Here is a 20,834-nt window from a genome sequence, read left to right as displayed (position 1 = left end):
CAGGGCTTTTTGTTGAGGTCTTTATAGTATGTATCCAATTGTGCAAAAAGCACTGTTCCAATGTGATCCCGAATGGAGTCATGACTTCACGTTAGATTATTTAAAACGTACTCAACATAATGTATTGAAACTAACCTATCAACAAAGTGTGGCCGACCATCCTGTACAGTGTTTAGGTCTAACCTTTAAGAACCCCGTTGGATTAGCAGCAGGCTTAGATAAAAATGGGGAGTGTATTGATGCATTTTCGGCAATGGGATTTGGGTTTATCGAAGTGGGTACAGTGACGCCGCTTGCTCAACCAGGCAATGATAAACCAAGAATGTTTAGGTTACCGGATGCCAAAGCGCTTATTAACCGTATGGGGTTTAACAATAAAGGTGTCGACTACTTAGTTGAGCAAGTTAAACAATCACAATATGATGGTATTTTGGGGATTAATATTGGTAAAAATAAACTCACCGAAGAACAAAATGCCCTTGATGACTATTTAATTTGTTTAAAGAAAGTATATGCGTATGCTGATTATGTAACAGTTAATATCTCTTCTCCTAATACACCTGGATTACGTTCTTTGCAGTACGGAGAAGCCTTAGAACATTTGCTTTTAGGATTAAAAACTGAACAAACTCAACTAGCTCAAATACATGGTAAATATGTACCATTGGTGGTTAAGATAGCGCCTGATTTAACCGATGAAGAGGTTAAGGATATTGCTGAATCATTAGTAAAAACTAAAATTGACGGAGTCATTGCGACGAATACCACCTTAGATCGCAGTGCTGTTGATGGTCTACGATATGCCAAGGAGGCGGGTGGCTTAAGTGGTGAGGTGTTAACCGATAAAAGCCTACATATTACCAAAAAATTAGCTCAATACTTAGACGGTGCGATGCCAATTATTGGCGTAGGTGGCATTCATTCTAGCGCGACCGCTAATGATCGAATAGAAGCGGGGGCGAGTTTAGTACAAATTTATTCCAGTTTTATTTACCAGGGCCCATCACTCATCAAACAAATAGTGAAAGGTCTAAAATAAGATTGCCATTGTGATAAATTTATCTGCATATAATTGCCTTTAAAAAAGAGCTTAATCTATGTTGTTGCCGTCAGGTCATTGGAAGTGGTTTATAGATAAACAATCGCATTTTTTGATGATTGAAATGGATGCTGGGTTATCCTTTCAAACGGCTTATTTAGATTCTCAGCTAAAGTTAATCCCTGAGAATTTATACTTTGAAATCCAACATTCTCAGCATTACATCGAATCACTTGAAGCGATAAATGATTCCAATGTTCCTTTTGAAAATAGTGTAAAAACCCAAATTGCATTAAACGCCACCGCGGCTAAAAGCTTCCATAAACCAGTTTTAAATAAAAGCTGGCTATACAGTAAGCATCCTTATAGTTTGCAAGGTAATGAGCAACAACTGGCTTGGCTAACCTGCAACGGTGAGAGTTACCTTATGCTCACCTTGAGCGCAGAAGGCAATTCGGTGTTGTGTTTAAATTTATCCGACGACTTTCAAACTTCAGATAACAAGATTCACCGTCAGTTTTCATTAATTAACGTCTTCTCAGACCGTCTAACGGCCTTGGAGCAATTAGCAGACGACATCGACGAAACCCCCGATAATCGAACTCACTTTTAAGCTTTGAAATTGGGTAGTTCTTAGATAATTTTATTCCGCTAATCAATAATACCCCTTATACCCACAGCCGTTATCCCGTATAATCGCCGAGATTTTATTTTCTGGTAAATACATGTTTGAAATTCTAGTTACTACCTCGAGGGGACTCGACGGGCTATTACTTGACGAGTTAACGTCTTTATTACCCAATTGCAGCTTAAAAATGCGACCGGGACAGGTCTATTTCAGCGGAGAGCTTAAAGACGTCTACCAAGTTTGTCTTTGGTCCCGTTTGGCCAACCGGGTACTTGTGCAATTGGCAGAAGGTAAAATAGATAGCGCAGAAGAACTTTACGATATTGTCGCCTCAGTACCCTGGCAAGAGCATTTTGATGTTACGAATACCTTTGTAGTTGATTTTGTGGGTACCAATAGAACTATTAATAATACCCAATTCGGTGCACTCAAAGTAAAAGATGCAATTGTTGATACGTTTACTCATCATTTTGGAGAAAGGCCTTCAATTAGCAAAGTTCAGCCTAACATTCGTATACATGCCCGAGTACGCAGAGAAAATTTTGCAGTGTATGTGGATATTTCTGGTCGTAGTTTACACCAACGTCATTACCGCCAAAATACAGGACAAGCTCCTTTAAAAGAACATCTGGCGTGCGCGATGTTACTACGTAGTGGCTGGTATAATGAACCTACAAAACCGCTTTTTGACCCAATGTGCGGTTCAGGGACCATAGTCATTGAAGCGGCGCTCATGGCCTGCAATATTGCGCCAGGATTAGGTAGACAGCATTGGGGATTCAGCAATTGGAAATTACACCTTCCTGAGCTTTGGGAAACCTTAGTAGCAGATGCCCATAACGCACAAACGCTACCTCAAGCAAAAATCTTTGCCAATGATCTCGATAGAAGGGTACTCAACAGTGCCAAACAAAATGCGGATTCTGCGAGAATGCTTGAGCACATTACCTTTTTTAATTCTGATGCCACTAAATTACAAGTGGACTGTGAGCCGGGATACATTGTTTCTAATCCACCGTATGGAGAGAGATTAAACGAGCTCACCGAACTGCTCCCAGTGTTTCAATCTTGGGGGGAACATTTAAAGCAACACTTCCAAGGCTGGCGAGTCAGTTTACTTACTGCAAATAGAGATTTATTCAAACAACTCAAGTTAATTGCCAACAAAGATTACAAACTAATGAATGGGGCAATTGACTGCCAGTTAGTTAATTATGTGTTAGATGAAAAAAATTGTGTAGTAAAACAAACCATTAGACCCGATTCAGATTTTGCCAATCGACTTGCCAAAAACATCAAGTCTTTGTCGCGTTGGTTAAAGAAACAAAACACCAATTGTTACCGACTGTATGATGCTGATTTGCCTGAATATAATGTTGCAATTGATCGCTACGATGATTGGTTAGTGGTACAAGAATACGCTGCACCTAAAGACATTCCAGAACAAAAGACACGCAAACGTTTGCACGATGTACTGTTGGCCTTGCCCGAAGTAACTGGCGTAAATTCTGCGCAAATCGTGGTTAAAACTCGGCAAAAGCAAAAGGGTAGCGAACAATACCAAAAGGTGGCCGAAAAGAAAGTCACATTAGAAGTGTATGAAAATGGTGCTAAGTTCTTAGTGAACTTGTCTGATTACCTTGATACCGGCTTATTCTTAGATCACCGCATTACCCGTGAAATCGTACAGCAACGATCACGCAATAAAGACGTATTGAACCTTTTTGCCTATACTGGCAGTGTTTCTGTGCACGCAGGTTTGGGGGGAGCGAAGTCGGTCACCACAGTAGATATGTCTAAAACCTACATAAACTGGGCAAAACAAAATGTACAGTTGAACAACATCCAATGTGCCAATGAGTTTATTCAAGCCGATTGCATCAATTGGTTAGCTGATCACCAACAAACCTATGATTTGATTTTTATTGATCCGCCTTCGTTTTCCAACTCTAAACGTATGGATTCAACTTGGGATGTGCAACGAGATTACTTACAACTTATTGAGCATGCCGCTAAGCGTTTGAATAATAATGGTGAAATTATTTTCTCTAACAATTTACGTAGTTTTAAGTTAGATACTAATAGCGTTAATGATCTTGGATTATCAGTGGAAAATATAAGTCAGAAGACCTTACCTGAAGACTTCAAACGCAATCCAAAAATCCACCACTGTTGGTTATTGACTAAACAAGCATAGAATACAAGAAGAGTACAAAATGCAGTTAATATTCTATTCTGGTAAAGATTGCCACCTATGTGATTTAGCCATGTCTTTACTGACACAGCTAGGATCAAATTACGACATACACCTGACTAAGGTAGACGTCAAAACAGATCACCAACTATTCCATTTATACGGGGCGCGTATCCCTGTTATTAAACGTGAAGATAACCAACAAGAACTTGGCTGGCCGTTTAATTTAATCCAGTTAAAGGAGTTTTTAGATTGAGCTTGTTACAACTAAAAAATGCTCAACTGTCGTTTGGACACCCTGCTATTTTGAACAAAGGTGAGCTGGTTGTTCATCCAGGAGAAAGGATCTGTCTAGTAGGTCGTAACGGTTGCGGAAAGTCTACATTATTAAAAGTATTAGAAGGTGAACAACCATTAGATGATGGTCAACGTATTATTTCACCTAATGTGAAGATATCCCGTTTACCTCAAGATCCACCAGAGAGTGTAGAGTCAACTTTGTTTGATTATGTCGCTGAAGGGATGGCGGAAACCGGTGAACTATTAAAAGCTTATTTTCATCAAATTAATTTAGTAACGACGGACCCATCTGAAAAAAATCTAAACCTTTTAGAGCAACTGCAACATAAATTGGAACACCAAGATGCATGGCAGTTTGAACAACAAATAAGCCAAGTGCTCACCTTGTTGGGATTGGATGGTAACCAACAATTATCCTCTTTATCTGGTGGTTGGCGACGCAAAGCTGCATTAGCTCGGGCTTTAGTTGGTAATCCAGACATTTTATTGCTTGATGAGCCAACCAACCATTTAGACATCCATATGATCAAATGGCTTGAAGGCATCGTAAAGGATTATAAAGGTGCGGTCGTCTTTGTTAGCCATGACAGGGCGTTTATTCGCGCCGTTGCATCAAGGATCGTAGATTTAGATCGCAGTAACCTCACTAGTTATCCAGGTAATTATCAAACCTATTTAGATAAAAAAGCCGAAGATCTTAAGAATGAAGAAAATGCTAACGCTGAGTTTGATAAAAAATTATCTCAAGAAGAACAGTGGATTAGGCAAGGGATTAAAGCACGACGCACCCGTAATGAAGGTCGGGTGAGAGCCCTCAAAGCGTTACGACAAGAGCACTCACAACGCAACAAATTACAAGGCAGAGCAAAAGCGACCGTTAGTAGTAGTAGTTCTTCAGGTAAAATTGTGTTTGAAGCCTTAGATCTACACTATGAAATCGATAATAAAACGATTGTTAATAATTTAGAATTAAGCGTATTTAGGGGCGATAAACTCGCTTTAATTGGTCCTAATGGTTGCGGAAAAAGTACCCTTATCCGATTACTTTTGGGTGATTTAGAACCCCAATCTGGCTATGTAAAACAAGGAGCAAATTTAAACGTTGCCTATTTCGACCAACACCGTTTAGCTCTTGATCTTGACAAAAGTGTGATTGATGTAGTGGGTGATGGTAAGCGTGATTTATTGGTAAATGGCCAATATAAGCACGTTATGAGTTATTTACAGGATTATTTATTCACTCCCGATCGGGTTAATGCCCCAGTACGGTCCCTTTCTGGTGGTGAGAAAAATCGTCTGTTGCTGGCCAAGTTATTACTGAAACCTTCTAACATTCTAATCCTCGATGAACCAACAAATGATTTGGATGTTGAAACCCTGGAATTACTTGAGGATCTAATCTCAAATTACCAAGGGACCGTTATTTTAGTAAGTCATGATAGAGAATTTGTTGATAATGTCGTAACATCTAGCCTGTTTTTTGAAGGCAATGGTGAGCTGAAAGAGTTTGTAGGTGGGTATACTGATATAGAAAACTGGTATCAGGCAGAAAAAAAACCCACAGAAGACGAAACTTCTGTAAAATCAGCGAGTCCTAAGTCTCAACCGGTAATAAAAAAGACAAAGAAATTGTCTTATAAGCATCAATTAGAGCTGGATTCTTTACCACAAGAAATTGAAAAGCTGGAGAACGAAGTTCAGCTATTACAAACTAAAATAAATGATCCAGAATTTTTTAAGCAGTCCCAAGACGATTTTAATCTTGCGATTAATAAGCTTGCTGAATATGAAAGTTCACTAGAAAAAGCATATGCAAGATGGGATGAGCTAGAAGGTATGTAAAACCTCATGGTTTCACAATATCAAAATACCGACATTAGCTAATTAAGCAGTAATTTACAGGATATGTAATGAAAATAAATCGGCTGGCCTCCGGGCTAACCCTTTGTGCGCTAACCGTTTGTACCGCGCAAGCAGCAAAGTATGAAGTTGTAGAATTACCTTTAAGAGATAAAGGCATTAACAGCTATGCAAGAGCAATTAATGATAAAGGGGATGTTCTGGCATCTATTGCTGACCCCTTTAACCCGCCTATAGATGTAGACTTAATTGATTTTGAAAACGAAATTTTGATAAATGCTCTCAGCGATGCTGACGGTGCATCTGTGGGCAATATCAACGATGATGACTTATTAATTTTATATAGTTTCATTACCTCTGATGCCACTACAACCAATACCTTTTTCCCTCAAAGTAACGATTCAACCAATCCCTTTTTTCAACAAATAGCAAGGGTACAAAGTTACGTTTTAGAAAATACAGAAGTGGAAGAAAAGATTGGGTTCGATGTCATCGAGCAAGATTTGCAAGGTTTAACCAAAAGCGCAGATACGCTATCTACTGGCATTAATAACTTTTCAGCCACAGTAGGTTTTGGAGAGGCTCCATTTTATAAAATAAACTACCGTAATGAAAATGGTCTGAATCTAAGATATCACGTCCAAGATTTTCTCGTTCGGGGTTACATGGATATTAATGGTGTCACCATTGAAGTTCCCCCCATTGAAGATCTAATGGGGGGTATTAGTGTCGCCAATGATATTAACGACAGTTTTGAAGTTGCTGGCTATGGTTCCGTCGATGTGCTCGAAGAATTCGAAGATGTAGTAGAAGTCTGTGACGATAAAAACGAAAGAGGTGATATTCCTAAAGAATATTGTATAAGACAACTCAGAGACCAATATCAGTCTAATATTCGCGGTAGACTTGCTAACTCAGTGTCAAATCGTTATCCAGTTGATCAAACCTTTAAGCGACGCGCTATTATTTGGGAGTTCACTTCCAGCGGTGAACTGCTCAATAGCAGAGAATTGGGTACGCTACTTGAACCTGCTCCAGGTGATGAGACGTTTTACGATAGTCGAGCAAATGCCATCAATAATAATGGTATAGCTGTGGGTGTATCCAATGATTATTATCAAGACTCACAAACCGTAGTAGTGAATAAAGCTGCAATTTTTGACGGCGATGACGTTATTGGTTTTATTAGTGACGAAGAGTACATTGAAAGCACAGCCTTAGACATAAACGATAACGATGTTGTGGTTGGCTATGCGAATAAAATCATCACCTCTGCATCGCGAAATAAGTTCTTCGTTTATGATTATCGTGGTGACGTATTGAGTTTCCCTGATGACTTCTTTGAAAGTTCATCAAGTGTAGCACGTGGGATTAACAATAATGGCTTAGTGGTTGGAGAAGGACAAGTTGATACTGACTTAATCGGCTCCCGTAGAAGCGAAGCATTTCTTTACGATATTAATACTGAAGAGTTTACCAATATTAATGAACTATTGAGTTGTGATTCGCCCTATACCATAGTGCAAGGCGTTGATATTAATGACAATGATGAAATTACAGCTACGGCTGTAGTTTATCGTGAACGCAGCGCTATCAATGGAGAATTAGCTTTAGATGACCGTGGTAACACCATATTTGAAAATATGTCTGTGGCGGTAAAACTTGTGCCAATTCCCGGTGGAAGCATTGATGATTGCCACTTAACCAATGAAACCATAGAGCGTAAAGGCGGCAGTTTATATTACTTATTAGGGCTTGTTTTATTCGTCTTTAGTGGCCGTGTGAGACAAAAACTAAAAGGGTAAATCCTCACTTAACCCTCAGTTAAAATAGTATAAAGCCTCGACTATCATGTCGGGGCTTTTTTATATTTTTCCCTAAATGACCGCCAAACCCGCGCACCCATTGGTGTCACAAATTTGTAATATCAATTAGAAATTAAAAAGGGACGCTATATTCAAAATTGATGTAAAGATAAAAACCTAAAATAATCATATATTTATTGAAAAAGCGTAAATTTTTATGCAATTACGTATTGAACCCTTTTGTGGTTAAGATAGTCTCACTTATGTGGTTCGAATAATCACAAGTATTTTTTTCAATAAGAGGTCACTCAATGAAAAGACAAAAACGCGATAAACTTTCCCGAGCTCATTCAAAAGGCTATCAAGCAGGTATTTCAGGACGTTCTAAAGAACTCTGTCCATTTCAAACAACGGAATCACGTTCCGAGTGGTTAGGAGGATGGCGAGAAGCTATCGAAGACCGCAACATAGGTTTAAATAGTCGTTAAAAATGAGCCCCGTGAGGGGCTTTTGTATATTTGGAGGATCGTTAGAACTATCGAAAACGAGTCCTAGCTTAAAAATTGCTCGTATCTTGGAAAAGACCTACTTTAAGGTTGTCAGCAGCGTAAATTTCTCTACCATCAACTTCAACCACACCCTCAGCCATGCCCATAAACAATTTGCGATTAATTACGCGCTTCATATTAATTTTATAAGTAACTTTTTTCGCTGTAGGTAGTATCTGGCCAGTAAACTTAACTTCGCCAACACCTAATGCGCGACCTTTACCAGGACCGCCACACCAGCCTAAGAAAAATCCAACTAATTGCCACATGGCATCAAGGCCCAAACAACCAGGCATAACAGGATCACCAGGGAAATGACAATCAAAAAACCAAAGATCAGGAGAAATATCTAATTCAGCCAAAATATAACCTTTGTCATATTTTCCGCCAGTCTCACTTATCGTTACGATACGATCCATCATCAGCATATTCGGAGCAGGCAACTGACTATTTCCTGGTCCAAAAAGCTCCCCTTGACTACATGCTAATAGATCTTCTCGACTAAAACTTGATTTAAAATTACTCATTTAGGCTTCTTCTAGTTTATAAAGTGTCTAATTTAGCGAACACTTGTAAGCTAAACAACTCTGAACAGTGAAATTTTCTCAACAAACTGGTATTTTATAATCATTCTAAGGACAAACTTAATTGAAAACTGATTAAATGCAAAAAAATCTTAAAAAAGTTGCTAATGCTGAAAAACAAAAGCGCTACCGACAGCGCCAAAAAGAATTGGGGCATAAGCAAGTTCGCGGATATGTCAGCAAAGATGCCATGGCTTGTTACGATGACATTCGTGAAAAAACCAATTGGACAGATAATGAAGTGTTGTCTAACGCATTACGCATTACCTACGCGGCTTATAAATGTGGTCAAATTAAATTGTTAAATGAATGGCTCAAAGATCACAATCGTTAATACAAATAATATTTCATATTAATCAACTGATTTTTAAAGCATTTTTAGGTAAACTAGTTTTAGTAATTTATTTAGTAAGAAGATGTACGGGTAGTAAGGGGTTTCGTATTAAAGTTTTTAGGTTTTTTTGTATCAACTTATTAGTTGTCTTGATTACAACTGGGAATGTTGCTTCTAAGGAGGTTTTGTATTCTTCTGTTTCCCCAGAGTTTCCCAATGGATTGCACGCCCAATACCTAAGGTATTTAGCCGAAAAGCTAAATGCTGATTTGCACATTACACCTTTACCTTTTGCCCGTCGTGTTGTTGAACTTAAAAATGGACACTTAGATTTAATTGTAGGCATTCATCATTATGCTGCGCCGAATGATGATTTCATTATCTTAAAACCGAGTTATGAATCCATTCAAAATACCGTGTTTGTGAAACAACAAGATCAATACAGATTAACTTCTTTAGAAACCTTCAAACAATCTACTTTTGCCGTTACTACAAGGGGAAACTATTTTCCAGAGTTACGTTTAGAAGAACGTCCTAAGACCGTGAGTGTATCGACTTTGAGACAAAAAATTGGATTGCTAGAAAAAGGCAGAGTAGACGGGTTTGTCCACTTTGCAGATAGTACCTATAAACTAATAGACGCTTTGCAAACGGAAATAACCATTGTTCCCGCCTTATACCAGCCTGAAGCGCAGCGTAATTATTTTGTTGGCCTGAGTAAATCATCTAAATTCACGGCAAGACAAACAGAAATCGAACAAATTATCATATCAGGTAAACGTAACGGCGATTTTAAACATATTAGAGAAGCGTATTATTCCGACTAAGTAGCTTATACCCAATGGTTGCCTATAATGTAATTTTTACAATTCATGCATAACTTCTATAAAATTTTTAATCCGTTATCCATCTTCCTCTTTTAAACATAGTGTTAGCGTAATTGGCTAATTAATTGCTTACTAAAAAACTAACTAATGAATGATTAGTTTGGACCTGTAAGTGTAAATAAATGCTATAGGCTCTATAAAAAGCCATTTATTTCACGGAACTTATATCATCTAGACCACATCAAATGTCTATTAGGTTTATATGCGGTCTCTCAGTGTCCTATTTTAATAACATATAAAAAGGAAGCATTATGGATTTATCTTCAAAGTATCAATCTACTCTTTCTGTCGATGGTCAAGATTACCTATTTTACGATATTAATAAGGCAGGCTCTCCCGAAAGCCTGCAACGACTGCCGTTAACCGCTAAGCTACTTCTTGAGAATCTGCTACGTCATCATAAAGATGATTTCGTGCAAGATGGAGACATTGATGCTTTGATCAATTGGGACAATAACGCCGCGTCGTCTACAGAAATCGCTTTTGTTCCTTCTCGAGTTATTTTACAAGACTTCACTGGAGTTCCCGCTGTAGTCGACTTAGCCGCAATGCGAGATGCAATGAATGATTTAGGTGGTGATCCGACTAAAATCAATCCCCTAAAACCTGTAGATTTAGTGATAGATCATTCCATTATGGTGGATGAATTTGGCAGTAAAGATGCGTTCAAACACAATACGGCTATTGAAGTAAAAAGGAACAAAGAACGTTATCAATTTTTAAAATGGGGTCAAAAAGCCTTTAACAACTTTAAAGTTGTGCCGCCAGGAAAAGGCATAGTACACCAAGTGAATTTAGAATACTTGGCTCGCGTTACGTTTGCCGAAGACAGCGACCCTGCTCAAGAGAACTGCAAAGTTTTATTTCCAGACACCTTAGTGGGGACTGATTCTCACACGACTATGATAAATGGCCTTGGTGTGATGGGTTGGGGCGTAGGCGGTATTGAAGCCGAAGCCGCTATGTTAGGACAACCGGTCACCATGCTAATTCCTGAAGTCGTTGCAATGGAGCTGACAGGTAAACTTGCTCCCGGGGTGACTGCAACGGATATGGTGTTAGCCGTCACACAACAATTGCGCGAATTTGGTGTAGTAGGTAAATTTGTTGAGTTTATTGGTGAAGGTATTAAACACTTATCCGTGGCGGATAGAGCCACTATTGCCAATATGTCACCAGAATATGGGGCAACCTGCGGCTTGTTCCCAATTGATGAACAAACTATTACCTATTTGCGTTTAACCGGTCGAAGCGAAGAACAAATTGAATACATTACCCAATACAACAAAGCACAAAATATGTGGGGCTCAGAAAGTCTAAGCAAAGCTCAATACCATGCCAAGCTGCACTTGGATTTGGCAAGTATAGTGCCTTCCATTGCCGGTCCTAAAAGACCTCAAGATCGCATTGCCCTAGAGGATGCAGCAAGCAGTTTTAAAAAGTGGGTGTCCGATCAATCAGATCTCAAATTGGCCCCCGAGGATACAACAGAAGGTCGCTATGAAAATGAGGGTGGGCAAGGGCAAGAGCCCATTAGTAAAAAAATAGAATGTCACTATAATGGCGAAACCTTTCATGTTGAAGATGGTGCCATTGTCATTGCAGCGATAACAAGTTGTACAAACACCTCAAACCCTTCGGTATTAGTTGCTGCAGGATTACTGGCTAAAAATGCTAACCGCTTGGGACTAAAGGTACACCCATGGGTTAAAACAAGCTTTGCACCAGGCTCTCAAGTGGTTACCGAGTACTTAAATGAAGCGAACTTAACAGATGAACTTAACCTATTAGGGTTTAACCTTGTTGGCTACGGTTGCACAACCTGTATTGGTAATTCTGGACCTCTTCCAGATCCCATATCTGACGCTATCACTACTGGAGATTTAACAGTTTCTTCCGTGCTTTCAGGGAACCGTAACTTTGAAGGACGCATTCACCCTGAAGTGAAAACGAATTACCTAGCTTCACCTCCCTTAGTCGTCGCTTATGCTCTGGCCGGTAACATGAATATTGATTTAACCTCTGATCCTTTAGGTACAAGTAAAGAAGGTAAGCCCGTTTATTTAAGGGATATATGGCCTAGTAACGAAGAAATACACACCATGGTTGAAAAAGTCGTCAACAAAAACATGTTTAGTGAAAAGTACGGCTCAATTTATGAAGGTGGTCAAATTTGGGATGACCTAGAAGCCGTTGACTCGGATATTTATGACTGGCCTGATTCTACCTACGTAAAGCGTCCGCCATTTTTTGAGAAAATGACCGCTACCCCCAGTGAAATCAAACCTATTGAAGATGCAAAATGCTTACTTAAGTTAGGTGATAGTGTGACTACTGATCACATCTCGCCAGCAGGGACCATCGGATTAGACACACCGGCTGCCAAGTATTTACAACAACAAGGGGTAGATAAAGCAAGTTTTAATTCCTACGGCTCAAGACGCGGAAACCACGAAGTCATGATGCGAGGTACTTTCGCAAATGTACGATTGAAAAATCAACTTGCTCCTGGGACGGAAGGAGGTTGGACTCGTTTGCAACCAGAATCAGATGAAATGTCTGTTTTTGAAGCTTCCGAAACGTATAAAAACAGACAGACCCCAACCATTGTTATTGCAGGTAAGGAATATGGTACTGGAAGCTCAAGAGATTGGGCTGCAAAAGGACCATTAATGTTAGGCATAAAAGCGGTTATTGCTCAAAGTTATGAAAGAATACATCGTTCTAATTTGATAGGAATGGGAATATTACCCTTGCAATTCAAATCAGGTCAAAGTGCTCAAACCTATAAATTAGATGGTACTGAAACCTTTAGTATTGACGCCATTACCGCGGACCAAAAAAGCGTTGTTGTTAATGTAAGGCGTTCTAATGAGCAACCCTTTAGCTTTGATGCCGATATACGTATTGATACGCCGAATGAATTTGAATACTTCAAACATGGCGGTATTTTGCAGTTTGTCATCAGAAAACTACTTTAACAACAACAGGGTTTAGCAGCGTCAACATGTAAGGTATTAATGGGGTCAGGTCCGATACAAATAAGCATTTCCTTCGGTAAATCAGTAACACTGACCTCATTTTTCCAATGCATAATTGTTACGCGTAACTCATAAAGAACCTATGAATAAAGAGGTGCGGCGAAACACGACAAAAAATAAATGCAGTCAGTAGCTGTTTAGGTTAAAACTATTTCAGTGGTCCATTTCCCATCAATCAGGCATATGGTTCTAACCTAATTTGCTCATTAATTCGCGCTGCTGCTTGCAATGCTATGTAGGTGGGGGATAAGCATAAAGAATACTTTATTAGCATAGGGAAATACCTTTCCAATTGACGTAATCAACATCGTCAAACAGTATTGATTACCATTAATCAACTGTTCTCAACTATTTACCTTTGAGTTATTTTATTACCAATCAGTGAATTCAATTCTACTTTTTGTACATTTAAACCAATAATCAAAGGGTTAACTGTCATCTAAGCTTCATTTAAATAACACACTTCAATAACTCATTTGCAATAAAGCACAAATATAGTAGCCGCGATTTTTAACTCAATAATCCACTATAACGATAAAAGGAAGTGTAAGGTGAAACGAATTAATCAGTTTATAAAAACAGGGACCTGCTTAGCGTTAGTTTTAGCTTTGTCAGCCTGTGAAGATGAGAAGACAGTAGTAGAAGTTGTTGAAGTAGAAGTGCCCGTCATTGTTGAGGTTCCCGTTGAAGAGCCTGAGCCAGAACCCATCGTAAAATCGACAAATCAATTCAAAATCGGTTTACTGCCTGATACTCAAGGGGGCTCTGATAGCGAAGGACAAGCCCATGTATCAATGCACCCAATGTCTGAATTACTCAAACATCAAGCAGCTGCTGATGTTGACATGGTTATCGCAGTAGGTGACTTAACCGACGGTGGCAGTGATATTGAGTTTGCCGAATGGCGATCAGTCGCCGACTCGTACTCTCAACAAGGGATTGAGTTTTTACCCTTAATGGGAAATCACGAGACCAGTTATGCCTATACGTATAACTGGATAAATAATATGAAGCATTTTATTCCAGAAGATGCCACTCATATGCCCAGTTATGAGTGGGTAAATTACTATGTAGTGCGTGAAAACGTGCTCATATTTGCTCTAGCATATTATAATTTACCGATAGCGTTTGACTGGATAAAAGAAACGGTTTTAGCCAACGAAGATAAGGTTGATCATATAGTGGTTGCCAGCCATGACGGTTTGGTTGGGGCCAAATACGGTCAAACTATCGAACAAATTGTTGATGGTACTAAAGATGATGATTGGGTTTACGACGTGCAACCGCAAATAAGAGACTTTTTCTCTGAATATGACGTGATATATGTACAAGGTCACGAGCATCAATACCAACGTTCGTTAATAAGCGCAAAAACAACATTAACTACTTATCCATCTAGCTCAACACCAACTGGTGGTAACTATCGCATGGACATGTATACACAAATCATGACAGGCAATGCATCTTACAAAGGATATGAGTTCCGCTTTGGAGAACGTGATTTAGTTCAAATGATCGTTTCTCAGAAAAACCAAACCAATGCATCTGCTGAGGATAGCGGTTTTGATGTCAATTCATCCATATTGACCTTCGAAAATGATCGTGTTGATTACCAATCCTATTTTGCCACTCACAATGCAACGTCTAATGATGCAGACCAAGCATTTACAGCTGAATGGAAACTCATGGATCAATTTTCACGCACCACTAACCGTTGTGAAATGATTGTTTATCCTAATGCAATTCACGAAGAAACTCGCCCGGTAATGGTTTTACAACCTAACTACATCAGCAATGAGTGTTATGCCGAAGATGGCTCATATGCCCGCTTAGCAGGAGGCACAAATGATACGTTTAATCGCACAGACACCCGCACTCGTGATATGAGTTTCACACCAGGTTTTACCCGTTCTGAAAGCTTAAATGATTTGGTTCGCCTTGCTTAGGCTGAACTACCGTTTAGGTCACTGATTTTCGATATTCTAATATAAGCCATTGATTAAAGTGGCTTAATATTGCAAAAACTAAATAGACACATCTCTCATCTGCTTTAATGTAGATCCAAATTGGCTTCGTACAACTGGGTTAAATTCATATATACCCATAAAGTTAATGTGCGCCCAAGCGATAACCGAGCCGGTCGATATTGATTCAATGACATTCGCACGTTCATCATGTGAATCAAGAGACAAACAATAGTCAGACAAAAATAAGTAGTTCCATAGAATAATCATATTGCGTAACAAGGTATTACTGGCCATGACCAATTGAATCTCGTCCTGCAGACCGACTTGTAACTTACCGTTTCTTCCAAACAGTACTTTGTCAGCAAGTTTTTGACCTAACTCGACTCTGTTAAGCTGCTTCTGAATATTTTGCCTGAGCGCTTCATCGTCTACATAGTTTAAAATGAAGTGGGTCTTTAGCAATCGCCCGAATTCTTTAAAGGCTTTATATAGTGTGTTGTCTCGCTGACTACTGGATAACATTTTTAACATTTGTGAAGCACTGCAGCGCTTTAACTTCATAGATGCCATGAGCCTTAATATATCGTCCCAATTATCCAATATGAGTTTCTTATTAATTTGCGTCTTCGGCGCTAATGGCGAATCAGAGTATTTGCTGGTTGTTTTAGACTCATAAGCATAGAGAGTTTGATGATGAACATTTTTAATGCGTGGTGCAAAAGACACGTCCATGAAATGCAAACCCGCAAACACAGCTTCAGTATAACCATGCGTGTCGGTGCTATGAAAGTGCTCCTCTATATCGTCTTGCATCAATGCATGTTTTGATGATACTAACCCTTCAAGGACGTAAGGTGCCTCGCGATCTGATGACGTTAAGACGTTGACATGAAAAAATGACTGTTTTTCATCAAGAAAACTATTAACGCTTATGCCTTGTTCTTTGCCGTAATATTTGTATGAATAATTTGCAAGCAAAGAGTTCACGTTAACCACGACTTTCTTACCATCACTACTTGAATGTAATCTGCCATCATTTTCATTATATATGGTGGGTAAGGAGAGAGATTGGATCGTTTTGACTAAAAGGTTATTTGCTCGTTGGAAGTTTTGAGTAGATATCCACGAATTTTCTGTATCTTTTAACGCTTTTTCTGAAAATAACTTACTTGCCCTAGCAAGCTCTGTATGACCCAAGTTTGTCCCTAAACTTAATATTGTGGCAAACAGTAAGCGCACGTCTACTTCAGACTTACCAGCGCGTGGAAGACGATTACGAAAACAACTTGAAAAATCAGTATGCCGGTTTATTTCGAACATGACATCTTGAAGCGTAACTGAGCGAGATGCTCCTAATATCGTGGGTATGTATTTCGCGATCGAAAATTCGGGGTCGGGATATTTAATCCGCCAGGTACCATCTTCTTTTGTCGAAAAATGTGAGTTTTCATTGTTGTTAATTCGCCTAGTGACGTCTTCAAATCTTCGCGTTACGCTCTGACCAATGTCGGCAAGTAACGCTTTTCCGTCTGCAAACTTTTCAAGCGATGCTGCTGCTAACAGCCGTTTTCGATGATGACGCCACTCTTCGATACTAATCATATAACTTGGCGTTTGTCTGTAACGATAGGAATAAGTTAACGTTAATGACTTGTTCTTTAGTCCTCTCGCCACTCCCATGAATAGGAACGCCCGATATTTGTTTATTGGATTGATATCGTCTTCGTCATTCAGGTGAGCCAATTCGATTTTACTTAAGAACGCAGTAGGTGAGTCTTCATCGATAATTTTTGGTTGGGATAGGTAGAAGGTTATGGCATCTAAGAGTCCTTGGTCCTTGCTTTGCGTGTCAAAGCTCATAGACTTAATAAGCGGACCTAATGTGCGCTGGAGTTTGATGCTGTTTTCAAACAGCGAGCGATAATAATCAGCATGGGTAGCTAGTTTAGTAATGCTGTTCCCAACACGTTCAAGATGCTTTTCAAAATCAGGGTTTTCGGCATTGAAAAAAGCGCTTATCAGTTGATGTGCTCGCTCGTTTCGTTCTTCAAAAGACAAATCCGCATCTTGGGTGATGGAATATACTAGCTCTAACACTCTCTTGGCATCTTTTGCGCTATTTAGTACCGTTTTATTAGCCTCGAGTGTACTGACTCGTTGCTCTTCGCGTCTGTTCCGCTCATTACCTTTTGCTTTGTTCGTAAATTGTTTAACAACTTTTAAAATAGCATCTGCAGCAAAGTCATGGCGCTTATAAAACTGATCATAAATAAAAGACAAATAGTAAAGCGACTGTTTGTTGTCATTTTTCAATCGCCGGATTTCATCGTTGTTCCCTAAGTAAATTGCATCTGAAAAATGCTTAATCGCTTCGTCTGTGAGCCCCATTTTTTTGTAAACAGGTGATAGTTCAAAAAAGTGCTCGCCAAACACCTGTAGTATTACCGCATTTTGATTGAGGGCCCTCTGGCCAAGGCCTTGATCGATTCTTTTTAGCTCTCTGATGCTATATAGATGCGATTGCGCAGAAAAAAACTGCAACAGCGACTTTTTCTTTTTGAGTGATAATGACTTTTCAACCAAGTGAAGCATCCGTGTTTCATAAGAATGAAAAGCAGTCGAGATAATGTCAATGAACTGGTTATATGAGGGGATTTCGACGCGGCGCATCCAACAATACGAGACAAGGGCAAACAACATATCTTCTTTGTTCATGCGGATAGATACTAAGCTGTCTGCATGTGCTGCTAATAGTGCAGTCGTGTTAGATGTCATCGCTTTCCAGTTGTATTGCGCAAGTATTTGTTTCTTTTGCCGAGAGGCAACTTCTGGCGAATACGTCGATAAATCAATAGTGCTTTTAAGTGATAGTGCCTTTGTTGCTCTTTTTATATCGGCGTCAATAAAGCGACTTGTTTCAAAAAACCGTCCCTTTGCTTGAAAGTAGGCCTTAGACACTAAGTAACCGACCTTGGCAACGTCAGATTGCATTTTGTTCAAAATCTTTTTAGTTTCGACATCTAAAGTGAAATAGCCAATAGTTGCTTCTTTCGTTAGTTTTGGTACGCTATCAAACGCTCGCTTTCTCGCTGAAGAAAGTACTTTCATTTTTGCCATTTTTTCATTCCTTTTAGTTATTAAAATTAGCCTCTTAATTACGTTATCTCTTAAAATGTGCAGTGTACACTGTTGAAATAAAATGAAATGGTAATTAAAAGCGCAATTTATATAACTGTATCGTCTTACTAAACTAGTCATTTTCGTGTAGTGTACATTGACTAATATGTCAATGATTCACGGATATTCATCTGCAAAATGTCGCCCACTAACGAACTCTATGCGCCTCTGATAAAGGCATTTGACCACTTTAATCGCGCATTATTTAATAACGAATTGCCGCCAGTCATTTTTACCGTGCAGCGTAAGAAGAACGTGATGGGGTTCTTCGCCGCAAAACGGTGGGGGAATGCGCAAGGTGAGCTCTGCAGTGAGTTGAGTATCAATCCTTCCTATTTTGCTTCATCAAGAATAATAGAAGTTTTTCAGACCTTGGTTCATGAGATGGTACACGCGTGGCAATTTCATTTTGGTCTGCCAAGCGAAGGTCATTACCACAATAAAGAGTGGGCGCAAAAGATGATGGATGTAGGCTTGATGCCGTCAGACACGGGGGAGCCGGGTGGGGCGATTGTCGGGCGCAATATGAGTGATTTTATTATGAAGCAAGGCGCGTTTATGCAAGCGGCAAACGCACTTCTGCAAGACGATACATTCAATTTAAACTGGGTTGACCGCTTGGCGTTGCCGAAACTTTATGAGCCGATAATTGTTGATAATCCAGTATTAAAACCAAATTCGCAAGTCGAACACTGCGCGCATGCAAGTGATATCATAAACGCAGATGTCATTTCGCTTCGGGATGAACCGCAGTTTGCATCATATGCATCTCAGCGCGAGGGCTTTTCGTCAATGCCGGATTTTTTAATCCCAGAAGTAGCAAAACGCCAAACACGATCAAAGTATGTGTGCCCTGGGTGTAGCACTAAAATTTATGGCAAAGCGTCACTAAATGTTATTTGCGGTGATTGCGAGTTACCTTTCATAAAGGAATAACCGCTACTCGGATTTAGCATGTTATCTCTAGCCACGAGTCTATTTATTTTATTTTCATTTTGCATGCCACCAATAGTTTGGATTGTATGATCCAAACGTAGACATAATGATTTCATTTTCTTATACAATTCAGGTGTATACAATACAAATAAACTAGAATTATGGTCTTACCTTTCTTCAAGTGTGCCAAAACTATCAAGCTGCATCTCACCATACTATCTGCTTTATAAATATTTTTCTTACATTTCGGTTTCAAACACTAAATGATAAATAAGTATTTATCTATAGGTTGATACAAGCGTGAATTTAATGTACAACATTCAAGGTTGAAGCGCTTTCCCGGAAGGCAGCAATGCGTTTTTACTTTTCTAAACACGCCTTAGGCTATGCAATTCCACTAATAGATGTAATAGGTAAATTAGGCGGTATTCTGCGTACCCGCTTTGTCGATGATCAGTAATGACGACAGCATCTATTTATTATCATTAAGGCTTTAAGTGTGACCACAAAGCCTTCAAATCAAACTTTAATTTATTAAGATAAGCAATAACAGTGACATGTTATTGCGACTGAAAAGAAGATGACTTTGTTATGAAAAGATGCGTTACTTTAGTGAGGGTGAAATATGTAACCAGGTTTAGACGAACTTTGAGCACGGTTACTGTTTTTATAATGCTATCTCTGCAACGAGCAAGGTAGGGCGCCGAAAACATAAGCCCCCACGAAATTGGTAAATATGCCGCTGGTTAATACAGTGTAAGGTTTGAATAGCAATAGAAACTAGTAGACGTCAGTTTTCTCTGTACAATAGAAAAGAGACATTCACGTGGTACAACAGCTTACAATCTTTGTCGCAGTTGCAATAGGTGCCTCAACCATGATTTTTGTTGACCACCACATTAACAACATTTGCGATGCAAGTTGCGAATTCAACCAATGTCTCAATTTTACAACTAAACGCTCAGATGCGAATACAAAGTCCATGAACCGATAACTATTAGGATAATACCTCCAAACGCTTCAGCTCTTTTCCCAACTAAGGCGCCCAAGCCTCTTCCTAATAAGGCCCCAATAGTCACCATTAGAGAGGTTGCAAGACCTATCAATACGGAGGCTACAACAATATTTACATCCAAAAATGCAAACGTGACGCCCACTGTCATTGCGTCAATACTGGTACCCAACGCAGTTAACATTGTGGCAGCTAGTGCGCGATTTTTACTTAAAGAGCGAGAAGAAATCTCTGTTTCTTCAGCTTGGAAACTGACATATAACATATGCAGGCCCAGTGAAAACAACAGGATAAAAGCTATCCAATGGTCTACTTCCTGAACGTAAGAAGAGCCTGCCGAACCGATTGCCCAACCGATGATAGGAGTAATCCCCTCAATGACACCAAAAGTTAGGCCCATTTTTAGGGCATTTAGAATACGTGGGCTTTTAAGTTGTGCTCCTCTACTAATTGAAGCGGCAAACGCATCACTAGACATAGCAAATGCGATCAGAATTAATGCAAAAATACTCATAAATGATG

Annotated in this window: 15 protein-coding genes; 12 read left to right on the top strand and 3 right to left on the bottom strand. The window is 39.3% G+C overall.

Going from position 1 to position 20,834, the window contains the following annotated elements; all coding sequences use genetic code 11:
• Window positions 1–28 precede the first annotated feature (28 nt).
• The 7 genes from pyrD (at window position 29) to rmf (ending at window position 8,314) form a co-directional block, all read left to right on the top strand.
• Window positions 29–1,039 (top strand): quinone-dependent dihydroorotate dehydrogenase, encoded by a 1,011-nt coding sequence (gene pyrD, locus ACYVIL_RS00830; protein ID WP_460311234.1) that lies wholly within the window; start codon window positions 29–31, stop codon window positions 1,037–1,039.
• Between the two features lie 58 nt (window positions 1,040–1,097).
• Entirely contained in the window at window positions 1,098–1,652 is a 555-nt protein-coding gene (locus ACYVIL_RS00825) for a cell division protein ZapC domain-containing protein (RefSeq protein ID WP_460311233.1), read from the top strand.
• 112 nt (window positions 1,653–1,764) lie between these two features.
• Window positions 1,765–3,864 carry a bifunctional 23S rRNA (guanine(2069)-N(7))-methyltransferase RlmK/23S rRNA (guanine(2445)-N(2))-methyltransferase RlmL gene (gene rlmKL, locus ACYVIL_RS00820; RefSeq protein ID WP_460311232.1) on the top strand — a complete coding sequence of 700 codons (2,100 nt, stop codon included), beginning with the start codon at window positions 1,765–1,767 and terminating at the stop codon, window positions 3,862–3,864.
• A 19-nt stretch (window positions 3,865–3,883) separates the two neighbouring features.
• On the top strand, window positions 3,884–4,117 hold the full coding sequence (locus ACYVIL_RS00815; protein WP_303472034.1) for a glutaredoxin family protein: 234 nt from the start codon (window positions 3,884–3,886) through the stop codon (window positions 4,115–4,117).
• Window positions 4,114–6,003, top strand: coding sequence for an ATP-binding cassette ATPase Uup (gene uup / locus ACYVIL_RS00810; RefSeq protein WP_303472035.1), 1,890 nt, complete (start codon window positions 4,114–4,116; stop codon window positions 6,001–6,003). Before ACYVIL_RS00815 ends, uup begins: the two co-directional genes overlap by 4 nt.
• Before the next feature lie 68 nt (window positions 6,004–6,071).
• Window positions 6,072–7,826, top strand: coding sequence for a DUF3466 family protein (locus tag ACYVIL_RS00805; protein ID WP_460311231.1), 1,755 nt, complete (start codon window positions 6,072–6,074; stop codon window positions 7,824–7,826).
• Window positions 7,827–8,137: 311 nt separating this feature from the next.
• Window positions 8,138–8,314, top strand: coding sequence for a ribosome modulation factor (gene rmf, locus ACYVIL_RS00800; RefSeq protein ID WP_303472038.1), 177 nt, complete (start codon window positions 8,138–8,140; stop codon window positions 8,312–8,314).
• 68 nt (window positions 8,315–8,382) lie between these two features.
• On the opposite strand, the gene fabA is transcribed toward rmf, so the two are convergent.
• Window positions 8,383–8,901 carry a 3-hydroxyacyl-[acyl-carrier-protein] dehydratase FabA gene (gene fabA, locus ACYVIL_RS00795; protein ID WP_460311230.1) on the bottom strand — a complete coding sequence of 173 codons (519 nt, stop codon included), beginning with the start codon at window positions 8,899–8,901 and terminating at the stop codon, window positions 8,383–8,385.
• A 136-nt stretch (window positions 8,902–9,037) separates the two neighbouring features.
• Here fabA and ACYVIL_RS00790 point away from each other — a divergent pair, with 136 nt between their 5' ends.
• The 4 genes from ACYVIL_RS00790 (at window position 9,038) to ACYVIL_RS00775 (ending at window position 15,166) form a co-directional block, all read left to right on the top strand.
• Window positions 9,038–9,292 (top strand): hypothetical protein, encoded by a 255-nt coding sequence (locus ACYVIL_RS00790; RefSeq protein ID WP_303472042.1) that lies wholly within the window; start codon window positions 9,038–9,040, stop codon window positions 9,290–9,292.
• 185 nt (window positions 9,293–9,477) lie between these two features.
• Entirely contained in the window at window positions 9,478–10,119 is a 642-nt protein-coding gene (locus tag ACYVIL_RS00785) for a substrate-binding periplasmic protein (RefSeq protein WP_303472044.1), read from the top strand.
• A gap of 311 nt (window positions 10,120–10,430) precedes the next feature.
• Complete coding sequence (acnA, locus tag ACYVIL_RS00780) at window positions 10,431–13,160, top strand: aconitate hydratase AcnA (protein ID WP_460311229.1); 2,730 nt, start codon at window positions 10,431–10,433, stop codon at window positions 13,158–13,160.
• Between the two features lie 611 nt (window positions 13,161–13,771).
• Window positions 13,772–15,166, top strand: coding sequence for a metallophosphoesterase family protein (locus tag ACYVIL_RS00775; RefSeq protein WP_460311228.1), 1,395 nt, complete (start codon window positions 13,772–13,774; stop codon window positions 15,164–15,166).
• Window positions 15,167–15,244: 78 nt separating this feature from the next.
• Here ACYVIL_RS00775 and ACYVIL_RS00770 read toward each other — a convergent pair whose 3' ends face one another.
• A complete protein-coding gene (locus ACYVIL_RS00770) occupies window positions 15,245–18,304 on the bottom strand; it encodes a Tn3 family transposase (RefSeq protein WP_460311227.1) in 3,060 nt (1,019 codons plus the stop codon).
• Between the two features lie 198 nt (window positions 18,305–18,502).
• Between ACYVIL_RS00770 and ACYVIL_RS00765 the strand changes: the two genes are divergently transcribed.
• Window positions 18,503–19,300 (top strand): SprT-like domain-containing protein, encoded by a 798-nt coding sequence (locus tag ACYVIL_RS00765; protein ID WP_460311226.1) that lies wholly within the window; start codon window positions 18,503–18,505, stop codon window positions 19,298–19,300.
• Between the two features lie 953 nt (window positions 19,301–20,253).
• Here ACYVIL_RS00765 and ACYVIL_RS00760 read toward each other — a convergent pair.
• Complete coding sequence (locus ACYVIL_RS00760) at window positions 20,254–20,826, bottom strand: manganese efflux pump MntP (RefSeq protein ID WP_460311225.1); 573 nt, start codon at window positions 20,824–20,826, stop codon at window positions 20,254–20,256.
• Between the last annotated feature and the right edge of the window lie 8 nt (window positions 20,827–20,834).

It is taken from the genome of Aliiglaciecola aliphaticivorans (assembly GCF_054782055.1).
This window is presented reverse-complemented; position numbering and strand designations above follow the sequence as displayed.